Genomic DNA, 19807 nt, shown 5'->3' on the forward strand with positions numbered 1-19807 from the left:
AGGGTCAGGGCAAGCCGATTAGGCTTGGGTACCGCTTAGCGGCACTTCACGTTGCCGCGATCGATCGAGCGGCCGAGCAGCGCGCCGCCACCGGCGCCGAGCAGCGTGCCGAGCGTGCCGCCGCCGAGCAGGTTGCCGGCGAGGCCGCCACCCAGGGCGCCGATCACGAGGCCGGTCGTGCCGTCGCTGCGGCGGCAGTAATAGCGACCGTCATGGCCGCGATAGATCGAATCGTCCCGGCCCATGCGGCGCGCCTTGTAACGGCGGTCGTAATGATAGGAGCCCTGCGGATTCCAGTCGTGGCGATCGCCCTGCCAGCCATAGTGATTGCCATTGTCGTGGCGATCCCAATGCTTGGCCAGCGCAGGCGTCGGCAGCGCCATCGGGGTCGCGAGCATCGACAGCGCGACCGCGCCGAACATCAACTTCTTCATGGTCCACTCCTTCAAGCGTTCCCCCAAGAACCGGCCGGGCGACCAAAAGTTGCCCGGCACGATCCTGATATGGGTTATGCGCTTCGAAGCGTGACGCGTCCATGAATTGCTTCGTCAGCGAAACGAAAGGTTCAGACTGCCTTTGCCGTGGTCGACGGCGTGTTGACGCCCATCGACTGGAGGTAGCGCTTGATGTTGCGCGCCGCCTGGCGGATGCGGTGCTCGTTCTCGACGAGGGCGAGGCGTACATAGCCTTCGCCCTCCTCGCCGAACCCGACGCCCGGCGCCACCGCGACCTGCGCATGGGTGAGCAGCTGCTTGGAGAATTCCAGCGCGCCGAGATGCGCGAGGGCGGGCGGGATCGGCGCCCAGGCGAACATCGAGGCTTCGGGCGAGGGAATGTCCCAGCCGGCGCGGCCAAAGCTCTCGACCATCACGTCTCGCCTGCTCTTATAGAGCTTGCGGTTGCTCTCGACGATGTCCTGCGGCCCGTTGATCGCCGCCACTGCCGCGGCCTGAATCGGCGTGAAGGCGCCGTAATCGAGATACGACTTCACCCGCGTCAGCGCGCCGATCAGCGTCTTGTTGCCGACCGCGAAGCCCATGCGCCAGCCGGCCATGGAGTAGGTCTTGGACATCGAGGTGAACTCGATCGCCACGTCCTTGGCGCCCGGCACCTGCAGGATCGAGGGCGTCGGCGTGTCGCCGAAATAGATTTCCGAATAGGCCAGATCGCTCAACACCCAGAGCTTGTGCTCCTTCGCGAACGCCACGACCTGCTCGTAGAAAGCGAGGTCGGCCACATAGGCGGTCGGGTTCGACGGATAGCCCATCACCAGCACCGAAGGTTTCGGCACGGTGTAGGCGACGGCATGCTCCAGCCGCTTGAAGAAATCCGGCCCCGGCGCGGCCGGGATCGAGCGGATCGCGGCGCCCGCGATGATGAAGCCGAAGGTGTGGATCGGGTAGCTGGGGTTCGGCGCCAGCACCACGTCGCCCGGCGCGGTGATCGCCTGGGCAAGATTGGCGAGGCCCTCCTTGGAGCCGAGCGTCACCACCACCTCCGTCTCGGGATCGAGATCGACCCCGAAGCGGCGGGCATAATAGCCGGCCTGCGCCTTGCGCAGCCCCTTGATCCCCTTCGACGCGGAGTAACCGTGCGCGCCGGGATTGCGGGCGACCTCGCACAGTTTCTCGATGACGTGCGGTGCCGGGGCACCATCGGGATTGCCCATGCCGAGATCGATGATGTCCTCGCCCGCCGCGCGCGCCGCTTCCTTCATCGCGTTCACTTCGGCGAACACGTAGGGGGGCAGGCGACGGATACGGTAGAATTCCTCGGACATTCAAAAGACCTTCTGGATGGCTCGCCACCATGGCGGCGGGCGCGCTATAGCCGAATCGAGGCGCACGGCACAGGCGCGAAAGTCCGGAGAGATCCTTTGGCCGAGAATGGCGATACCCTCGACGCGATCCAGCCGACGCTGGAGGATATCCAGCACTGGACTGGGGTGATGGGGCGCGCCCAGCAGCTCATCCTCGAATATGTCTCGAAACAGTCGCTCCAGATGCCGGCGGCGACGGCCAAGCTGCCGGACTTCTCGACATTGTGGACGAACCCGCAGGCCGTGTCCTTCGACACCGACAAGCTGGCCGACGCGCAGGCCGATTTCTGGAAGGACAGCCTGACGCTCTGGCAGCGGTTCCTCGATCCCTCCACGGCGCCCGTACCCAAGGGCGACAATGATCGCCGCTTCGCCGCTCCGCAGTGGCGCGACTTGCCGCTGTTCGATCTGATCCGCCAATCCTACCAGATCGTCTCCGAGCATATGCTGCGTTCGGTCGAGGCGATCGGCGGGCTTGCGCCCAAGCAGCAGGAGCAGCTGCGTTTCGCCACGCGCTCGTTTGTCGAAGCGATGTCGCCCTCCAACTTCGTCGCGACCAACCCGCAGGCGCTGGAGAAGATCATCACCTCGCGCGGGGAGAGCCTGCTGAAAGGCATGGAGAACCTGCTCGCCGATCTCGATCGCGGCCAACTCACCCATTCCAATAGTGGCGCGTTCGAGGTGGGACGCGATCTCGCCTCGACCCCCGGCAAGGTGATCCACGAGACGCCGCTCTACCAGCTGATCCATTATGCGCCGACGACGAAGGAGGTGGCGAAGATCCCGCTGGTGATCTTCCCGCCGTGGATCAACCGCTTCTACATCCTCGATCTCAAGCCCGAGAAGAGCTTCGTTCGCTGGGCGGTGGAGCAGGGGCTGAGCGTGTTCATGGTCTCGTGGAAGTCGGCTGACGAGAGTCTCGCCCACATCACGCTCGACGACTATGTCTCCGCCCAGATCGATGCGATCGACACGATCCGCGACCAGCTGGGCGTCGAGAGCGTGCACACGATCGGCTATTGCGTCGCAGGCACCACGCTCGCGACGACGCTCGCCTGGCTGGCGGCGAAGGGCGAGGCGGCGAAGGTCGCCAGCGCGACCTTCTTCACGGCCCAGGTGGATTTCTCCGACGCGGGAGACCTCACCCTGTTCGTCGACGACACGCAACTCGATCTCGCGGCGGGGTTGGCGGGGGACAAGGGCTATCTCGACGGGCGCTATATGGCAGCGACCTTCAACCTGCTGCGCGGCAAGGACCTGATCTGGAACTATGTCGTCCAGAACTACCTGTTGGGCGAGGACCATATGGCCTTCGACCTGCTGCACTGGAACGGGGATGTCACCAATCTGCCCGCCGCATGGCACCAGGCCTATCTCCGCGATCTCTATCGCGACAATCTGCTGGCCCAGCCGGGCGCCTTGACCGTGATGGGCGTGCCGATCGATCTGTCGAAGGTCATGACGCCCGCCTACATACAGGCCGGACGCGAGGATCATATCGCGCCGCCGCAGAGCGTGTGGAAGATCACCGAGCATTTCCGCGGGCCACTACGATTCGTACTCGCAGGCTCCGGTCACATCGCCGGCGTGGTGAATCCTCCGGCCTCGGGCAAATATCAATATTGGACAAGCGATGCGCCGGCCCCGACACTGGAGCAGTTCGTCGCGGATGCGAAAGAGACCCGTGGAAGCTGGTGGCCGCACTGGCGTGCCTGGATCGCCGAGCGGGACGGCGAGACCGTCCCCGCAACCCGCGCGCGCATCCCCGGCAAGGGCAAGCGCAAGAGCATCGAAGACGCGCCCGGACGCTACGTCATTCAGCGCTGACGACGGTTCGCCGCGTCACCTTTTCCGTTCGTCTCAAAGATCATGTTGCAGTGCACAATAAGCGCTTGCAGCAATCGGTGCGATTGTGTATTGTGCATCGCAACATGACTGTAACAGTGCTGCGTGGAGCACGACGATGGCGGACGAGACGAGCAAGCCCCAGCCCGCGGTAACCCCGAAGCCGGTGGTCGCCGATGCGCCCAAGTCGACGGTGGTGGCGAAAGCCCCAGCGCCGGTGAAGGTCGAGAAGGCCGAACCCGCTCCCGAGCCCATCGTCGCCAAGGTCGCACCGGTCGCCAAGCCGGCCGCCCCCGCAGCGAAAGCAACACCCGCCGTCGCGAAACCCGCGCCGGCGGCTGCCAAGAAGGCGTCCAGCGCGCCCAAGAGCAAGTCGGCCCCCGTGGCTGCGACGCCCGCCCCCAAGGTGGTTCTGTCGAAGCCGGTCGAAGTGGCCGCCATCAAGGTGGAACCGAAGGCTGCGGCGCCCATCCCCGCGAGGGAAGCGTCGAAGCCCGCCCAGAAGGCAGCCGTGACGAAACTTGAGACGGCCCCCGTCGCCGTCCTCAGCGAGGGAAGCAGGATTATGAACGACACCGTGACCAAGGCCCAGGAAACCGCCAAGAAGCTCACCGCCGATGCCGGTGCCAAGATGCAGGCCTTCTTCGGCGACGCCAGCGAGCGCGCCAAGGCGAACTACGAGAAGGGCGTGAAGCTCACCGAGGAAATGACCGAGTTCGGCAAGGGCAATGTCGAGGCGATGGTCGAGTCGGGCAAGCTGGCCGCCAAGGCCGCGGAGTCGCTCGGCCAGGAAGCCGCCGACTATGCGCGCAAGTCTTTCGAGAGCAGCACCGCGGCGTTCAAGACCTTCGCGTCGGCCAAGTCGCCGACCGAGCTCTTCAAGCTGCAGAGCGACTATATGAAGACCTCGTTCGAGGCGGCCGTCGCCGAGAGCACCAAGGTCACCGAGGCGTGGCTGAAGCTGGCCGGCGACATCGCCCAGCCGCTGTCGAACCGCTTCGCGGTCGCCGTCGAGAAGGTGAAGGCCACCGCCGCCTTCTGATCTCCGACGGATCGACACAAGGACACGGCCGTCCCCTCGCGGGGCGGCCGTTTTCTTTTGGGTCCATCGGTACGGTCCGGCCCTTGCCCTGCCCCCGCGCAATGCCATATTCTGCGTGATGACCATGCAGCAGCACGACCCCCTCCGCGACCACTGGATCAACGCCATCTCCGTCACGGGTATGGCGCAGAAGGACGGCGAGGATGCCGGCACCGGCCTCGGCGTCGCCACGCGGACCCGCACGCGCACCAAGAAGCCGTCGCTCTACAAGGTGCTGATGCTCAACGACGATTATACGCCAATGGAATTCGTCGTGCTGTGCCTGCAGCGCTTTTTCCGCATGAGCATCGAGGATGCGACGCGGGTGATGCTCCACGTCCACCAGAAGGGTGTCGGGGTGTGCGGCGTGTTCAGCCACGAGGTCGCCGAGACAAAGGCGACTCAGGTGGTGGATTTCGCGCGCCAGCACCAGCATCCGCTCCAGTGCACAATCGAAAAAGCCTGACCGGCCTCATTCAATAGCGGAAGGCGCTCGCGATCGGCTCGGCGGTGACCGGGTAGCCGGCATCGTTGGGGATGCAGAGCCAGTCTCCTCCGTCGCGCTGCTCGATCCAGGGCGAGATGATGCGATCCGGCAGACGCTCGGCGTCCGCGCGGGCTTCGTCGAAAGAGGCGAATCGCGCCAGCCGTTCGAGCAACCGTCGCGTCGGGTAGATCACCCGGCCGTCCCCCCGGTCGCAGCGTTGCAGGACCTCGGCGGCCGTGGCCCAGAAGGCGCGACTGGTCTCGATCCCGTCCGCCACCGGCTCGTTTCGGTCCTCCAGCCGGGCGATGTAGAAGCGGGTGTCGAACCGCCGCTTCACCGTTTCGTGCATCGGTAGCCAGCGAGCGAAGGGAATCAGCGCGGTGGGATCCTGCGCCACGACGATGCCTGTTTCCTCCATGGTTTCGCGCAGAGCCGCGATCCGCGCCGCCGCGTCGATGGGATCGAGTTGCGGCAATCGTGCGCCGGCTTCGTCGCGATCGGGTGGATCGACCCGGCCACCGGGAAAGACGTAGGCGCCTGCCGCGAAGACGAGATCGGCGCCCCTCTGGACGATCAGATATTCGGGCCACGCCCCCCTGTTTTCCCGCATCAGGATCAGGGATGCCGCATCGATCGGCGGCGATATCGCGATGTTCGGCTGTCCCAAGTTGATGTCCACCTTGCGGAGTTGTCATTTTGTCACCGCTCTGCGGCATGAGATAGTCACGTTTGCACATTCCGGTGCAGGGGCGAAGGGCGCGCATCGATCATGACCATGGCTGCGATGTTTTGCCGCCTCCGCGGGCACCGGCGTCTGCGCACCAAGGCGTGGCATGATGGCATTGATTATCGCGCGCCGTGCGTGCGCTGCGGGACGCCGCTGATCCGCGACATGGATGGCGCGTGGCGACCGTTCGACTGGGTCAAGGACGCGCCCCCCGGCTCGCAGCCTCGATCGGGCAGGCCCCACCAAGATCATTGAGCCATCACGACCTTTGAGGATGCGCCCGGCCGGCGGAACGATTCCGCTCGCCATGTCTTGAATCGCCCGCATTTTCGGGAGGCTCACGGTGGCGACACGCGCCTATTGGCAAGGGCAGATCAGGCTGGCCCTGGTCTCGATCCCCGTAGAGATCTATTCGGCCACGAAGAGTGGCGCGACCGTCTCCTTCCGTCAGATCCACGAACCTTCGGGCAAGCGGATCCATTACGAAAAAGTAGTGGACGGCATCGGCCCGGTGGATGCCGACGAGATCATGAAGGGGTTCGAGGTTGAGAAGGGCGAATATGTCCTGCTCGACGAGGCGGAGATCGAAGGCGTCAAGCTAGAGAGCAAGAAGACGCTGGAACTGACCCAGTTCGTCGATGTCGGCGAGATCGACGCCATCTATTATGAAAAGCCCTACTATGTGGTCCCGGCCGACGATCTCGCCGAAGAGGCATTCGTGGTGCTGCGCGAGGCGCTTCGGCGGGCAAAGAAGATCGGGCTGGGGCAACTGGCGCTGAGGGGCCGCGAATATGTCGTCAGCCTCAAGCCCTGCGGGCGCGGCATGGTATTGGAGACCCTGCGCTATGCCGACGAGGTCAACAAGGCGGCGAGCTATTTCCGCGACATCGGCGATACCAAGCCCGATGAGGATCTTCTCGATCTCGCCACTTCGCTGATCGAGAAGAAGGCGGGCAAGTTCGATGCCGCCGAATTCCACGATCGCTATGTCGATGCGCTGAAGGATCTCATCGCCCGCAAACGCAAATCGAAGACCGGCAAGGTCAGCCTCGATACCGACGATGCCAGGCCGGCGCGCGGCGGATCGAACGTGATCGATCTGATGGCGGCGCTCAAGAAGTCGCTCGACAGGCCTGCCAACGATACCGCGCGCAAGACGACGGCCCGCAAGGCGTCTGCGAAGAAGGCTCCGGCGAAAAAGCCCGCCGCCCACAAGGCGCCCGCGCGTAAGAGCGCCTGACATGGCGACGCGGCGCAAGCCCGATGCGCTCGCCACCTATCGTGCGAAACGCGATTTCAAAAGGACGCGCGAGCCTCGCGCCGGCAGGCGATCGAAGAGCGGCCACCTCTTCATCGTCCAGAAGCATGATGCGACCCGCCTCCACTGGGATTTCCGGCTGGAGATGGATGGCGTGCTGAAAAGCTGGGCGGTGACGCGCGGTCCCAGCCTCGATCCGGACGACAAGCGCCTCGCGGTGCGGACCGAGGATCACCCTATGGCCTATGCCGAATTCGAGGGGACGATTCCCGAGGGCGAATATGGCGGCGGCACCGTCATGCTGTGGGACAGGGGCGAGTGGGAGCCGGTCGGCGGCAAGGACCCGGCGAAGACGATCGGGGAGGGGCACGTCCACGTCATCCTCCATGGGCAACGGATGAAGGGCGAATGGCTGCTCGTCCGCATGAAGCCGCGCAAGGGCGAAAAGCGCGAGAACTGGCTGCTACGTAAGGTGGAAGACAAGGAGGCCGGCGGGTCCGGCGATCTGGTCGACAACGCGCTCACCAGCGTGGCGAGTGGGCGTTCGATGGCCGAGATCGCGCAAGGGGGCGATCCGGTGTGGCACTCGGACGCGAAGAAAGCGAAGGACGACCCCAAAGCGGCGAACGCCCCCGGAAAGGCGCCGCCCAAGGTGCCGGCAAGAAAGAAAGCGATCGGACAGCTGCCGGCTTTCCATGCCGTGCAGCTGGCGACCCTGGTCGATCATGTCCCCTCGGGCAGCGGCTGGCTGCACGAGGTGAAATATGACGGCTATCGCGCGCTGCTCGCCGTCTCGGGCGATCAGGTGAAGGCCTATACCCGCCACGGCCTCGATTGGTCCGATCGCTTCGCGCCGATCGTCGAGGCGGTGGCTGGACTGGGCCTCGGCTCGGCGCTGATCGATGGCGAGGTGGTGGCGCTCGACAAGCAGGGGCGGCCGAGCTTCTCCGCACTGCAGGCCGCGCTCAAGGATGGCGGCGCGCTTCATTATTTCGCGTTCGATCTATTGTCGGAAGGCGGCAAGGATCTGACGAAGCTCGGCAATGCCGAGCGCAAGCAGCGGTTGGAGGCGCTGTTGAGCGGTGCCGAGCCGCCTATCCATTATGCCGATCACATCGCATCGGGCGGGGAAAAGCTTTTCGATCGCCTGTGCCGCGAGGGCTATGAGGGCATCGTTGCCAAGCGCGCCGACGCGCCCTATCGCGGCGCCCGCACGCGCAACTGGCTCAAGGTGAAGTGCACGCGGCGGCAGGAGTTCGTCATTCTCGGCTATATCGAGAGCGACAGGAAGGGCCGCGATCTGCGCAGCCTCGCGCTCGGGCTGAACGAAGGTGGCGAGTTACGCTACGCCGGGCGTGTCGGCACCGGCTTCGATGCCGACACGCGCGCGATGCTGCTGGCGAAGCTGAAGCCGCTCGCCCGCAAGACCGCGCCGGCCGAGGTGCCGAAGGTCGCGGCGCGCGGCGTGCAGTGGGTGACGCCCAGGCTCGTCGCCGAGATCGCCTTCGCCGAGTTCACCGCCGAGAATGTGGTGCGCCATGCGAGCTTTCTCGGCCTGCGCGACGACAAGGAGGCGGAGCAGGTCGTGCCCGAGAAACCTGCCGCTGAGAGCAAGGACGTCAAGCCTTTCGGCATCGCCATCTCGCATCCCGATCGCGTGATCGACCCCGACGGGGACGTCACCAAGGGGCAGCTTGCCGATTATTACGCGGCGATGGCCGATCCGATCCTGCGCTGGATGGGCGGGCGGCCGGTCAGCCTCGTCCGCTGCCCGCAGGGGCGGGGGCGCAAATGCTTCTTCCAGAAGCATGATGCCGGCAGCTTCGGCGAGCATGTCGGTCACGTCGCGATCCGCGAGAAGGATGGGTCGTCCGAGGATTATCTGGTGGTCGAGGACGGCGCCGGCCTGCTCGCCTGCGTGCAGATGGGCACGATCGAGTTCCACGGCTGGGGGGCGCCGGCATCCGATGTTGAGAAACCCGACCGGCTGGTCTTCGATCTCGACCCCGACGAAGGGCTGGATTTCGAGGCGGTGGTGTCGGCCGCCCGCCATCTGCACGATCTGCTCGGCGAGATGGGCCTCGCGACCTTCCCGATGCTGACCGGCGGCAAGGGCGTCCATGTCATCGCGCCGCTGACGCCCAAGGCGGAGTGGCCGGCGGTGAAGGACTTCGCCCGCCGCTTCGCCGCCGCTCTGGCCGAGGACGATCCCGATCGCTTCACCGCGGCATTGGCCAAGACGCAGCGCAAGGGCCGCATCTTCATCGATTATCTGCGTAACCAGCGCGGCGCGACGGCGGTGATGCCGTACAGCGCGCGGGCGAGGGCGGGGACGCCGGTCGCGGTGCCGGTGACATGGCAGGAATTGCGCGAGATGGATGGCGCCGCACGCTGGCATGTCGGCGATGCGAAGGAACTGGCGAAGCGCGCCGGATCGAAGGCGCTGGCGCGCTGGGGCGTCGCCGACCAGACCTTGCCGGATCTCTAAGCCGCAAAACGAAAAGGCGCCGCCCGGCCATGCGGGCAGCGCCTTTCGAGGATCAAGCTGGCGGGCATCACGCCCGCCGCCGAATCACTTGATCTTGGCTTCCTTGAACTCGACGTGCTTGCGCACGACGGGATCGTACTTGCTGAAGCTCAGCTTCTCCGTCTTGGTGCGCGGGTTCTTCTTCGTGACGTAGAAGAAGCCGGTGTCGGCGGTCGAAACGAGCTTGATCTTGACGGTCGTCGGCTTGGCCATGGTGCCCTCGTACAAATCCTAGAGCGCGTTTCGCCGCCGCCGGATATGCCGGGCCCGCCGAATCGCCTGAAAAGCAAAAAGCGGCGCTGCCGCCGCTCATCCGGCGCGCTCCTGCGGCAGTGCGGGGGATATGTCAAGCCTGCAGCCCTTTAACCGGGCCGCAACACCCCTGCTTTAGTCTCAACCCATTGATATGGAGAGACGCCGTGAACAGGCAGTCGAACGAAGGGATGAAGCTGGTGCGCGCCGATCTGGGCGCCCGGCTGGATGCGCTGGAGGCGAGCCTCGCCAGGCGCGGGCCGATCGGTATGGCCGGACAGGCCGCCGGCATCGCCGTACTGGCGGCCGATTACGGGCTGGTTCCGGTACAGCGCCTGGCCGAGGGGCTGATCGTCGCGCTCGATGCGGGCGGACGCGGCGCCGCCGTGGGGCCATGGATCGAGCGCCTGCGCGACTCGATCGATTCGGATGCGGTCGACGAGCAGGCCGGCACCAGCTGGCTCGCATCGGTCTGGGTCCGTCTCGCCGGATGACCCCGGAACAGGCGGGGCGCCGCTGATGGACGCGCTCGTCCCCGCCTTCATCATCGCCCTGCTCGCCGAATTCGGCGATCGCACGCAGTTGCTCGCCATGGCGCTGGGCGACCGCTACCGCCGGTCCGGCGCCGTCATCGCGGGTATCGCGCTCGCCGCGATCCTGAACATGGCCATCGCCGGGGCGATCGGCATGGAGATAGCCGCCTACATCCCGCATCGCCCGGTCCAGTTGCTTACCGGCATCGCGCTGATCCTCGCCGCGAGCGGGGTGGCCTTTCGCGTCAAGGCGCCGCCGACGGTGGAGACCTGGCGACTGGGGGCCTTTCTCTCGTCAGCCGGGGCCTTCTTCATCCTCGCGTTCGGCGACAAGACGCAGTTCGCGATCGGTGCGCTGGCGGCGGGCAGCGGTTATCCCTGGCTGGCGGCGGCCGGCGGCGCGGCCGGCGTCACCGTCGCCAACGTACCCGCCGCGATCCTGGGCGAGCGCTGGCCACAGGTCGCGCCGTTGCGCTGGGCGCGGATCGCGGCGGGCATCCTCCTCGGGCTTGCCGGCATCGTGCTGATCATCATGGCGCTTCAGATCGGCTAAGCCTCGCTCGATCACTCAAATCGGATAATTTTGCACCCTAGCGGCGAACCGTTCGGCTATTAGCTCGTTATGGACGCGAACCGATCGCAAGGAGATTTCTGATGGCCGAGACGCCCCCCGCCAAGCTGGACACGCCCACCGACATCCAGAGCAACAAGGCTGCGACCGTTGCCGATGCGCTGAACGCGATTCTGGCGGACAGCTTCGCGCTGTACCTGAAGACCAAGAATTTCCACTGGCACGTCTCCGGCCCGCATTTCCGCGACTATCACCTGATGATGGACGACCAGGCGACGCAGATCCTCGGCACCACCGATGCGATCGCCGAGCGCGTGCGCAAGACCGGCAACACCACGCTGCGCTCGATCGGCGACATCAGCCGCCACCAGCGCATCAAGGACAATGACAAGGATTTCGTGTCGGCGTCCGACATGCTGGCGGAGCTGCGCGAGGACAATCTGGCGCTGGTCGAATCGCTGCGCGAGGCGAAGGACATCGTCGACGAGGCCAAGGACAACGCCACGTCGGGTATCCTCGACGAGTGGACCGACCAGGCTGAGGAGCGCGCCTGGTTCCTGTTTGAGGCCAGCCGCAAGGGTTGACGCAAGTCAAGGCGTGCATGGAACCGCCATGCACGCCCGGCGTTCAAATCCCCGACTGATCAATCAGGGGTTTCAACCATGCTCAAGGCGGCTTTTCTCTTTCTCGTGATCGGGCTGGTGCTCGGTCTTCTCGGCTTCGGCGGCATCGGTGGTGCATTCGTCGGTATCGCCAAGATCCTGTTCTTTATCGCGCTGGCGGTGTTCCTGGTGCTGTTGGTGCTGGGCCTGATGGCGGGCCGAGCGGTCGCCGACCGGTTGTAAGGTAGCGTCGCTGCAACAAAATTGGCCGGTCGCCCTCGCGGGTGGCCGGCCAAACCATGTCCGGCACCTGTCGAGAGGATGATCGTTAGGGATCGATGCGCGCCTTCGCCAAGCTCCTCGACGGTCTCGTCTACACGCGATCGCGCAACGCCAAGCTCAGGCTGATCGCGGATTATCTGCGGGCGACCCCCGATCCCGATCGCGGCTGGGCGATGGCGGCGCTTACCGGGGCGATCGACATCAAGGCGGTGAAGGCCGCGGCGATCGGCGAGATGGTGCGGCAGCGGGTCGATCCCGAACTGTTCGCGATGAGCCGCGATTTCGTCGGCGATCTGGCCGAGACGGTGGCGCTGATCTGGCCCAAGCCGGAGGGTGAGGCGGCAGAGCTTGATGACGGCTCGCTTTCCATCTCGGGCGCGCTGGCGCGGCTGGAGGCGGCGCCGCGCGCCAAGGCGGGTGATGAACTGGCGGCGATGCTCGATCATCTCGATTCGTCGGGCCGCTACGCTCTCATCAAGCTGGCGACCGGGGCGCTGCGCGTCGGTGTCTCGGCGCGGCTCGCCAAGACTGCGCTGGCGCAGGCCTTCGGGCTGGATGTCGATGAAGTGGAGGAGCTTTGGCACGGGCTTGAGCCGCCTTACGCCCCGCTCTTCGATTGGGCGGAGGGCAAGGGCGAGCGGCCGGCGCCCGAGGACCTGCCGGTCTTCCGCCCGTTCATGCTGGCGCATCCGCTGGAAGAGACGGTCGTCGATCTCACCGATTATGCGGCCGAGTGGAAATGGGACGGCATCCGGGTCCAACTCGTCCACGTCGGCGGCGAGACGCGGCTGTTCTCGCGCGCCGGAGATGACATCACCGGCAGCTTCCCCGATGTGGCAGCGGCTTTCGCTATGCCGGGCGTGCTCGATGGCGAATTGCTGGTGCGTGGGCAGGGGCAGGGGCGTGCCGAGCATGGCGGCGAGACGGCGAGCTTCAACGCGCTCCAGCAGCGGCTCGGGCGCAAGGCGGTCAGCGCGAAGATGCAGGCGGAGTATCCGGCCTTCGTGCGGCTCTACGACATCCTCTTCGACGGGCCTGATGACATTCGCGAATTGCCGTGGTCCGATCGGCGCAAGCGGCTCGAAGCGTTCGTCGCGAACCTGCCGGACGATCGTTTCGACATCTCGACGCTGATCGATGCCCCGGATTTCGAGGCGCTGGGCGACATCCGCGCCGGATCGCGCGACGCGGCTATCGAGGGCGTCATGCTCAAGCGCCGTGATTCACCCTATGTGGCGGGCCGCCGCACGGGCTTGTGGTACAAATGGAAGCGCGATCCGCTCGTGGCGGACTGCGTGATGATGTACGCGCAACGCGGCCACGGGAAGCGCTCCAGCTTCTATTCGGACTACACCTTCGGCTGCTGGACCGCGCCGCCGGACGAGGGCGGCGAATTGCTCCCCGTCGGCAAGGCCTATTCCGGCTTCACCGACGAGGAACTGAAGGGCCTCGATCGTTTCGTGCGCAACCACACCGTCCAGCGTTTCGGCCCGGTGCGCGAGGTGGAGAAGACGCTGGTGCTGGAGGTCGCCTTCGATTCGATCCACGAATCGAAGCGCCACAAGTCCGGCCTCGCCATGCGGTTCCCGCGTATCAGCCGGATCCGCACCGACAAGCCGGCGCACGAGGCCGATCTGATCGATGCGTTGAAGCGGATGATCGCCTGATTTCGATGGTGGATAACTTGCCCCGAATCATAATCGCTGCTAGGGCGCGCGCTTTCCGGACGTAGGGCATGTCCTGCGGCCGCCAATTTCGACGTGTCGTCAGGCCTCTCGGGACGCAGGGTTCCGATGCCTTCCGGCCGGCAGGAGACAGACGGGTTTATGCAGATCATCGTTCGCGACAACAATGTCGACCAGGCGCTCCGGGCCCTCAAGAAGAAGCTGCAGCGCGAGGGTGTCTATCGCGAGATGAAGCTGCGTCGCCATTACGAGAAGCCGAGCGAGAAGCGCGCCCGCGAGCGTGCCGCCGCGATCCGCCGCGCCCGCAAGCTGGAGCGCAAGCGCGCCGAGCGTGACGGCGTCCGGTAAAAAGCGGACCGGGCGGCGACTCCTGCCGCCCTCAAAACGCTAGACGTGATCGAACGGGCGGTGCAAAAGCCGCCCGTTTTCGTATCTGCAAGACGCGAGGTCCCATGTCCGAAGTCACCGCCGTTCCCCTGCGTCCCGTCGCCAAGGGCACCGTCAGGAAGATCTGGCTCGGCGTCGGTTTCGCCGTCGTGATCGGCGTCGGGGCGGCGCTGGCAGGCACCTACAAGCAGGTGGCGATGGGCCAGCCGCCGAGCGTCTTCCTCGCCAAGAACGCCAAGAAGCATGGTGTCGTCACCACGGCATCCGGCCTCGAATATGAGGTGCTGGCGCCGGGCAGCGGCAATTCGCCCGGCCCGCAGGACATCGTGCTGATCGATTATGACGGCAAGCTGCTCGATGGCACGACCTTCGATTCGACCGCGCAGCACGGCCAGCCGGCGGTGATGCCCGTCGCAGGCTCGATCCCCGGTTTCTCGGAAGGCCTGCAGCTGATGAAGCGCGGCGCGCGCTATCGCTTCTGGATCCCGCCGCAGCTGGGTTATGGCGAGCAGGGCGCGGGCGACGGCGTGATCCCGCCGAACAGCGTCCTCCAGTTCGATGTCAGCCTGCGCGAGATCGCGCCGCAGCAGCCGGGCTACGGCCAGGCGGGCATGGGCGGCGCGGGCGGCCAGCCCTAATCCCTACGGGATCGTCATTGCGGGCGTAGCGAAGCAATCCGTCGCCGCACACGATGCGCCTATGGATTGCTTCGTCGCTACGCGCCTCGCAATGACGACGAACTAGCCGGCGCGGGGTTCAGGAGGCCTTCTTCGCCTCTTCCGCAGGATCGAGGCCGCTCTTCCGCTCCAGCGCGACCTTCGCCATCGCCACGATCGGATCGGCAAACATGAGGCCCAGCAGCCCGAACAGCGCGCCGAGCAGCAACTGCATCCCCAGCACCAGCGCCGGCGCGAGATCGACCGAGCGGCGCGCCACCATCGGCACCACCACGTATCCGTCGAAGATCTGCACCAGCACGTACACGCCGATCGCCAGGAAGCCCGTCGTGCTGCCCGCCGAGAAGCCGACCAGCACGGTCAGCACGCCCGATACGATCGCGCCGATATTGGGCAGGAAGGCGAGGATGCCGGTGATCAGGCCGAGCAGCAGCGCGAAGGGCACGCCGACGATCGACAGCGCGATCCAGATGAAGAGACCCTCCGCCGCCATGCCGATCAGGCGCCCCGCCATCAGGCGGCGCAGCGTGTGCGCCATGTCGGCGCTGGTCTCGAAGAAGCCTTCGCGCTTGTCGGCGGGGATCAGCCAGGCGAGGCCGCGCTCGTATATCTTCGGCTCGGCGGCGAAGAACAGACCCAGCACCACGATCATCGCGACGCTGGAGATGCCGCCCAATGCCACGCCCACCGCACTGGTCAGCTGGCCGAGCGATCCCATCAACTGTTTGCCGAGCGCGCCGACGTCCGGACCGCCCTTCGGCACCACGCCATATTGGCTGGCCCAGCCTTCGATGCGCTGGAACTGGCTCATCACCAGTTCTTTCAGCGCCTGGAACTGGCTGACCAGCGTCAGCCCGGCATAGAAGAAGACGCCGATCAGGAAGGCGAACGCCAGCACCGCCACCAGCGCCACGCGCCAGCCACGCGGGATGGGCAGGATGCGGCCGAGCAGTCGCGCGCCGCCATCCAGCATCGAGGCGAAGACGAGGCCGCCGACGATCAGCAGCAGCGGCTGCGCCAGCACGTAGATCAGCACCACCGACAGCACGACCGAGACCCAGATGATCGCCTTCACCAGCTCGAAGCGGGTGCGCGGATCGCGAAGCTCGACGGGGGCGGGCGCCTGCATCGACGCCTCCGCCTCCTCGTGCGGGGTGGTCGGCGTCACGGCTTGGGCGGCGCGACGCGCGCCGGGTGGAGGTTGATGCCGGTGCGGCTCGGGCGCAGCGCGGTGAACCAGCTGATCGGGTTCCAGATCTCGCCGGTGCCGTCATAGCTGTGGGTGATGAACTCTGCGCGGCCGCCCAGATTCTCCCACGGCACCGGGCCGCCCAGGCCCAGTTCCTCGACCGGGTAGCGGCTGTCCGCCGACTCGTCGCGATTGTCGCCCATCACGAAGACCGTGTTGGCGGGCACGGTGATCGGGCCGTATTCGTCGCCGGGGCTGGCATCGACGCCGAGATCGATCGTGTCGTAGGTGCGGCCCGAGGGCAAAGTCTCGCGGAAGACAGGCAGCTCGCAATAGAGCTTGCCGTCCGGCCCGGTGGTGCGATGCGCTGCCTCCAGCCCGCGGTCGCAGGGCACGTTGGCATCCACCGGGATCATGGCCGGTTTCTCGGCGACACGCGGAATGGGTTTGCCGTTCAGCCACACCACGCCGCCGCGCACCTCGATCGTGTCGCCGGGCAGGCCGATCACGCGCTTGATATAGTCGCTGCTCTCACCGGTCGGCGTGAGGATCACGACGTCGCCGCGTTCGGGCATGTGGCCGAACAGGCGACCATGGATGAAGGGGATGACGTGCCAGAAGGAGGAGGCGTAGCTCCAGCCATAAGGATATTTGCTGACGACGAGGCGATCGCCCTTGATCAGCGTCGGCATCATCGACTCGGACGGAATGTAGAAGGGCTTGGCGACGAACGTCCAGAAGCCCAGAACCGCCAGGATCAGCCAGGCGAGGCCGCGCGCTTCGGTCTTCCAGTCGACCTTGTCCTTCTCCTTGGGAGCTTCCGCCGGGGTGGTGGTGGCGGTGTCGGTCTCGCTCAACTCTCTATCCTCAGTCTGCGTCTGCCGGGATCGGCAGCGCCTCGATGATGACGAACGCCTGCGCCCAGGGCAGATCGTCGGTCATCGTCAGATGCACAATCGGGGCGTGGCCCGCCGGGATCAACGCGTCAAGCCTCGCCTTGGCCCCGCCGGTCAGCGCGAGCGTGGGCGCGCCGCTCGGCAGGTTCACGACGCCGATGTCCTTCATGAACACGCCGCGCTTGAAGCCGGTGCCGACGGCCTTGGAAAAAGCCTCCTTGGCGGCGAAGCGCTTGGCGTAGGTGGCGGCGCGGGTGAGCGTCCGCCGCTCGGACTTGGCGCGCTCGGTATCAGTGAAGACGCGGACGATGAAGCGCTCGCCGAAGCGATCCAGAGAATTCTGGATCCGGTCGATGTTGCAGAGATCGGATCCGATGCCGACGATCACCGCGCCTCATCCATCAGTGCGCGCATCCGGCGGACGCTGGCCTCCAGTCCGGTGAAGATGGCCTCGCCGATCAGGAAGTGGCCGATGTTGAGCTCGGCGATCTGCGGAATGGCGGCGACCGGCACGACATTGTCGTAGGTGAGGCCGTGGCCGGCGTGCGGTTCGATGCCGTTCTTGGCGGCGAGCGCGGCGGCGTCGGTAAGGCGCTTGAGTTCGGCCACCTGTTTCTCGCCCTCGGCATGGGCGTAGGCGCCGGTATGGAACTCCACCACCGGCGCGCCGAGCGACACGGCCGCCTCGATCTGGCGGGGATCCGGCTCGATGAACAAGGACACGCGGATGCCGGCCTCGCCCAGCCGCGCGATCAGCGGCTTCAGGTGATTGTGCTGGCGCGCGGCGTCGAGGCCGCCCTCGGTGGTCACCTCCTCGCGCCGCTCGGGCACGATACAGGCGGCGTGCGGGCGATGGCGGAGCGCGATCGCCACCATCTCCTCGGTCGCCGCCATCTCGAAATTCAACGGCAGCGAGATCGCACCGATCAGATGGGCGATGTCCTCGTCCATGATGTGGCGGCGATCCTCGCGCAGGTGCGCGGTGATGCCGTCGGCACCGGCCGCCTGCGCCACCTGCGCGGCGCGGATCGGATCGGGATGCAGCCCGCCCCGCGCATTGCGGATCGTCGCGACGTGATCGATGTTGACGCCTAACCTCAGCTTGCCACTCATGAAGCACATCCCACGGCCGATAGCGCCCTATAGGCGAAGCCCTTGCCCTGCCAAACCTCGCCGAAGGTAAAATCGCCCCGCCGGGTGAACATGACCAGTGCCTTCCCCATCGCGGGCAGTATGAAGTTGCGAATCTGAACGCCGCCGATCTCGCCCCGTCGCTCGACGATCGAGGTGGGCATGGCGCAGCCCGCCAGTGTCGCGTCATATTGCCACTGGCCGAGCGCCGCCTGGCCCCATCTGGGCTCGCCCTTCCACATCGCGGCGGTTGCCGCCTCGCCGAGCAGCGTGTGGGCGATCAGCGCGCGATCGAAGGCGTAGAGCGCCATGGGAGGCCCGTAGACCGACCCCGCCGCGCCATAGGTGCCGAGATTGCCGATATCCTCGCGCACGCCGGGTTTCGCGATACCGCGGACGTGGGGCGCGGGCGGGCGATCGGGGGAGAAAAGCCCGATCTTGAACTCCAACGGCCCGGCGATCCGTTCCTGCAGCAGCTTCGCATAAGGTTTGCCGGTCGTCCTCTCGATAAGCGCGCCCAGCACGATGAAGTCGCAATTGTCGTAGTGAAAGACGAGGCCCGGCTTGGCGCGGGGGTGCTCCGCGCAATAATGCGTCGCCTCATATTGCATCGTGCCCCGGCCGGGCGGCGGGCGGTAGAAGAGCGGCATCCCGCTCCTGTCGTTCGGCCCGTCCTCGTTGGGATCGGCGAGGCCGCTGGTGTGCTGGAGCAGCTGGCGGATCGTGATCAGATCCGAAAAGACATGCGGCCATTCGGGCCACCAGTCGGTGATCGGCCGGTCGAGCGACAGGCGGCCCGCCTGCACCTCCTGCATCACGATCGTCGCCGCGAGCTGCTTGGAAACGGACGCCCAGCGCCACGTCGCGTCCGCATCGCCATGGACGTAGCCGGGCCTGTCCGAATCGCCCGCGATCACCACGCCGTCGAACCTGGCGGCGGAAACGATTCGGTCGAGCGGGGCGGGCGCCGGTGCGGCGGCGGTCAGCGCGAGCGCGAAAATCGGGGCGAAGCGGCGCGATCCCATCCCAATCCTCCCCCGCCAGGGGGAGGTGGCATGCGTCAGCATGACGGAGGGGGTGGGCGGCGGAGTTTTATCGGTGAGCACATCGTCGTCCTCCCCCTCCGTCGCCTTCGGCGCCACCTCCCCCTGGCGGGGGAGGATTTAGTTATGCCGCCTTGGCCCGGCTGCCGGGCTTGATCGCCGGAATCGCCGCCAGTTCCTCCGGCAGTTCGTCCGGCGCGTAGGTCGGCACGTCCATGGTCAGCAAAGCGGTCAGCGGCACGCCGACGTCCGCCGTGCCGTTCGAGCGATCGACCAGGCAGCCCGCCGCGATCACGCGGCCGCCGGCTTCCTCGATCGCCTTGATCGCCTCGCGCGACGACAGGCCCGTCGTCACGACGTCCTCCATCATCAGCACCTTCTGGCCCGGCTCGAGGCTGAAGCCACGCCGCAGCTCGAAGGTGCCGGAAGGCCGCTCGACGAACATCGCCTCGACGCCCAGCGCACGTGCCATCTCATAGCCGACGATCACGCCGCCCATCGCCGGCGACACCACCGCCGTGACGCCGGCATGCACCGCCGGCGTGAAGCGCGAGGCCAGCTCCGCGCACAGCCGCGCGGCGCGTTTGGGGTCCATCAGCACGCGTGCGCACTGCAGATAGGTGGGGCTGCGCAGGCCGGAGGACAGGATGAAATGTCCGTCCAGCAGGGCTTCGGCCGCGCGGAATTCCGCCAGCACCTCGTCGTCGGTCATGTCAGCCTTCCGAAAACCTTGGGTTCCGAGTCCCCCGGATCGCGCGCTGATAGGCGTGCCGGGCGCCACAGGCAATCCGCTGGCGTGCTGCGCCGCGGTTATC

At 66.3% G+C, this 19807-nt stretch carries 22 protein-coding genes and 1 pseudogene; 13 read left to right on the forward strand and 10 right to left on the reverse strand.

What is annotated here, in order from left to right; all coding sequences use genetic code 11:
• Positions 1-35: 35 nt before the first annotated feature.
• Positions 36-434 (reverse strand): glycine zipper 2TM domain-containing protein, encoded by a 399-nt coding sequence (locus tag QGN17_RS17660; RefSeq protein WP_281045922.1) that lies wholly within the window; start codon positions 432-434, stop codon positions 36-38.
• Positions 435-565: 131 nt separating this feature from the next.
• The gene (locus tag QGN17_RS17665) at positions 566-1780 is read right to left on the reverse strand and encodes an LL-diaminopimelate aminotransferase (RefSeq protein WP_281045923.1); all 1215 of its coding nucleotides are present in this window, start codon (positions 1778-1780) and stop codon (positions 566-568) included.
• Positions 1781-1948: 168 nt separating this feature from the next.
• Between QGN17_RS17665 and QGN17_RS17670 the strand changes: the two genes are divergently transcribed.
• The 3 genes from QGN17_RS17670 (at position 1949) to clpS (ending at position 5211) form a co-directional block, all read left to right on the forward strand.
• Complete coding sequence (locus QGN17_RS17670) at positions 1949-3646, forward strand: PHA/PHB synthase family protein (protein ID WP_281046049.1); 1698 nt, start codon at positions 1949-1951, stop codon at positions 3644-3646.
• A 136-nt stretch (positions 3647-3782) separates the two neighbouring features.
• Positions 3783-4706, forward strand: coding sequence for a TIGR01841 family phasin (gene phaP, locus QGN17_RS17675; protein WP_281045924.1), 924 nt, complete (start codon positions 3783-3785; stop codon positions 4704-4706).
• Positions 4707-4887: 181 nt separating this feature from the next.
• A complete protein-coding gene (clpS, locus tag QGN17_RS17680) occupies positions 4888-5211 on the forward strand; it encodes an ATP-dependent Clp protease adapter ClpS (RefSeq protein WP_026095298.1) in 324 nt (107 codons plus the stop codon).
• A 10-nt stretch (positions 5212-5221) separates the two neighbouring features.
• Here the strand turns inward: clpS and QGN17_RS17685 are convergent, their stop codons facing one another.
• Positions 5222-5899, reverse strand: a complete 678-nt coding sequence (locus QGN17_RS17685; protein ID WP_281045925.1) for an NUDIX hydrolase — start codon at positions 5897-5899, stop codon at positions 5222-5224.
• A gap of 403 nt (positions 5900-6302) precedes the next feature.
• Between QGN17_RS17685 and ku the strand changes: the two genes are divergently transcribed.
• Together ku and ligD are read left to right on the forward strand one after the other, a co-directional pair.
• The gene (ku, locus tag QGN17_RS17690) at positions 6303-7199 is read left to right on the forward strand and encodes a non-homologous end joining protein Ku (protein WP_281045926.1); all 897 of its coding nucleotides are present in this window, start codon (positions 6303-6305) and stop codon (positions 7197-7199) included.
• Position 7200: 1 nt separating this feature from the next.
• The gene (gene ligD, locus QGN17_RS17695) at positions 7201-9705 is read left to right on the forward strand and encodes a DNA ligase D (RefSeq protein WP_281045927.1); all 2505 of its coding nucleotides are present in this window, start codon (positions 7201-7203) and stop codon (positions 9703-9705) included.
• Positions 9706-9789: 84 nt separating this feature from the next.
• On the opposite strand, the gene rpmG is transcribed toward ligD, so the two are convergent.
• Positions 9790-9957 carry a 50S ribosomal protein L33 gene (rpmG, locus tag QGN17_RS17700; protein WP_017977469.1) on the reverse strand — a complete coding sequence of 56 codons (168 nt, stop codon included), beginning with the start codon at positions 9955-9957 and terminating at the stop codon, positions 9790-9792.
• Positions 9958-10163: 206 nt separating this feature from the next.
• Between rpmG and QGN17_RS17705 the strand changes: the two genes are divergently transcribed.
• The 8 genes and pseudogenes from QGN17_RS17705 to QGN17_RS17735 all read left to right on the forward strand — a co-directional run bounded on the left by QGN17_RS17705 (position 10164) and on the right by QGN17_RS17735 (position 14694).
• A complete protein-coding gene (locus tag QGN17_RS17705; protein WP_281045928.1) occupies positions 10164-10490 on the forward strand; it encodes a hypothetical protein in 327 nt (108 codons plus the stop codon).
• Positions 10491-10515: 25 nt separating this feature from the next.
• Positions 10516-11082 (forward strand): TMEM165/GDT1 family protein, encoded by a 567-nt coding sequence (locus QGN17_RS17710; RefSeq protein ID WP_281045929.1) that lies wholly within the window; start codon positions 10516-10518, stop codon positions 11080-11082.
• Positions 11083-11183: 101 nt separating this feature from the next.
• Positions 11184-11684: a Dps family protein gene (locus tag QGN17_RS17715; protein WP_281045930.1), complete on the forward strand. Its 501-nt coding sequence runs from the start codon at positions 11184-11186 to the stop codon at positions 11682-11684.
• A 78-nt stretch (positions 11685-11762) separates the two neighbouring features.
• Positions 11763-11882, forward strand: a pseudogene (locus tag QGN17_RS17720) (DUF1328 family protein); the annotation flags it as partial.
• On the forward strand, positions 11840-11950 hold the full coding sequence (locus QGN17_RS20935; RefSeq protein WP_390902717.1) for a hypothetical protein: 111 nt from the start codon (positions 11840-11842) through the stop codon (positions 11948-11950). The pseudogene QGN17_RS17720 and the gene QGN17_RS20935, both read left to right, overlap by 43 nt.
• 90 nt (positions 11951-12040) lie before the next feature.
• Positions 12041-13651: a cisplatin damage response ATP-dependent DNA ligase gene (locus QGN17_RS17725; RefSeq protein ID WP_281045931.1), complete on the forward strand. Its 1611-nt coding sequence runs from the start codon at positions 12041-12043 to the stop codon at positions 13649-13651.
• Positions 13652-13810: 159 nt separating this feature from the next.
• Positions 13811-14017: a 30S ribosomal protein S21 gene (gene rpsU, locus QGN17_RS17730; protein ID WP_010126124.1), complete on the forward strand. Its 207-nt coding sequence runs from the start codon at positions 13811-13813 to the stop codon at positions 14015-14017.
• 104 nt (positions 14018-14121) lie between these two features.
• Positions 14122-14694 (forward strand): FKBP-type peptidyl-prolyl cis-trans isomerase, encoded by a 573-nt coding sequence (locus QGN17_RS17735; RefSeq protein ID WP_281045932.1) that lies wholly within the window; start codon positions 14122-14124, stop codon positions 14692-14694.
• Between the two features lie 118 nt (positions 14695-14812).
• On the opposite strand, the gene QGN17_RS17740 is transcribed toward QGN17_RS17735, so the two are convergent.
• The 6 genes from QGN17_RS17740 to pyrE all read right to left on the reverse strand — a co-directional run bounded on the left by QGN17_RS17740 (position 14813) and on the right by pyrE (position 19704).
• Positions 14813-15901: an AI-2E family transporter gene (locus QGN17_RS17740; protein ID WP_313790166.1), complete on the reverse strand. Its 1089-nt coding sequence runs from the start codon at positions 15899-15901 to the stop codon at positions 14813-14815.
• Positions 15898-16779, reverse strand: coding sequence for a signal peptidase I (lepB, locus tag QGN17_RS17745; RefSeq protein ID WP_281045933.1), 882 nt, complete (start codon positions 16777-16779; stop codon positions 15898-15900). Before lepB ends, QGN17_RS17740 begins: the two co-directional genes overlap by 4 nt.
• Positions 16780-16789: 10 nt before the next feature.
• Complete coding sequence (gene acpS / locus QGN17_RS17750; protein WP_281045934.1) at positions 16790-17206, reverse strand: holo-ACP synthase; 417 nt, start codon at positions 17204-17206, stop codon at positions 16790-16792.
• Positions 17203-17931, reverse strand: coding sequence for a pyridoxine 5'-phosphate synthase (locus QGN17_RS17755; protein ID WP_281045935.1), 729 nt, complete (start codon positions 17929-17931; stop codon positions 17203-17205). The genes acpS and QGN17_RS17755 overlap by 4 nt, the downstream gene beginning before the upstream one ends.
• A complete protein-coding gene (locus tag QGN17_RS17760) occupies positions 17928-18974 on the reverse strand; it encodes a serine hydrolase domain-containing protein (RefSeq protein ID WP_281045936.1) in 1047 nt (348 codons plus the stop codon). Before QGN17_RS17760 ends, QGN17_RS17755 begins: the two co-directional genes overlap by 4 nt.
• A gap of 142 nt (positions 18975-19116) precedes the next feature.
• The gene (gene pyrE, locus QGN17_RS17765; RefSeq protein WP_281045937.1) at positions 19117-19704 is read right to left on the reverse strand and encodes an orotate phosphoribosyltransferase; all 588 of its coding nucleotides are present in this window, start codon (positions 19702-19704) and stop codon (positions 19117-19119) included.
• Between the last annotated feature and the right edge of the window lie 103 nt (positions 19705-19807).

It is taken from the genome of Sphingomonas oryzagri, from assembly GCF_029906645.1.
Lineage (GTDB): Bacteria > Pseudomonadota > Alphaproteobacteria > Sphingomonadales > Sphingomonadaceae > Solisphingomonas > Solisphingomonas oryzagri.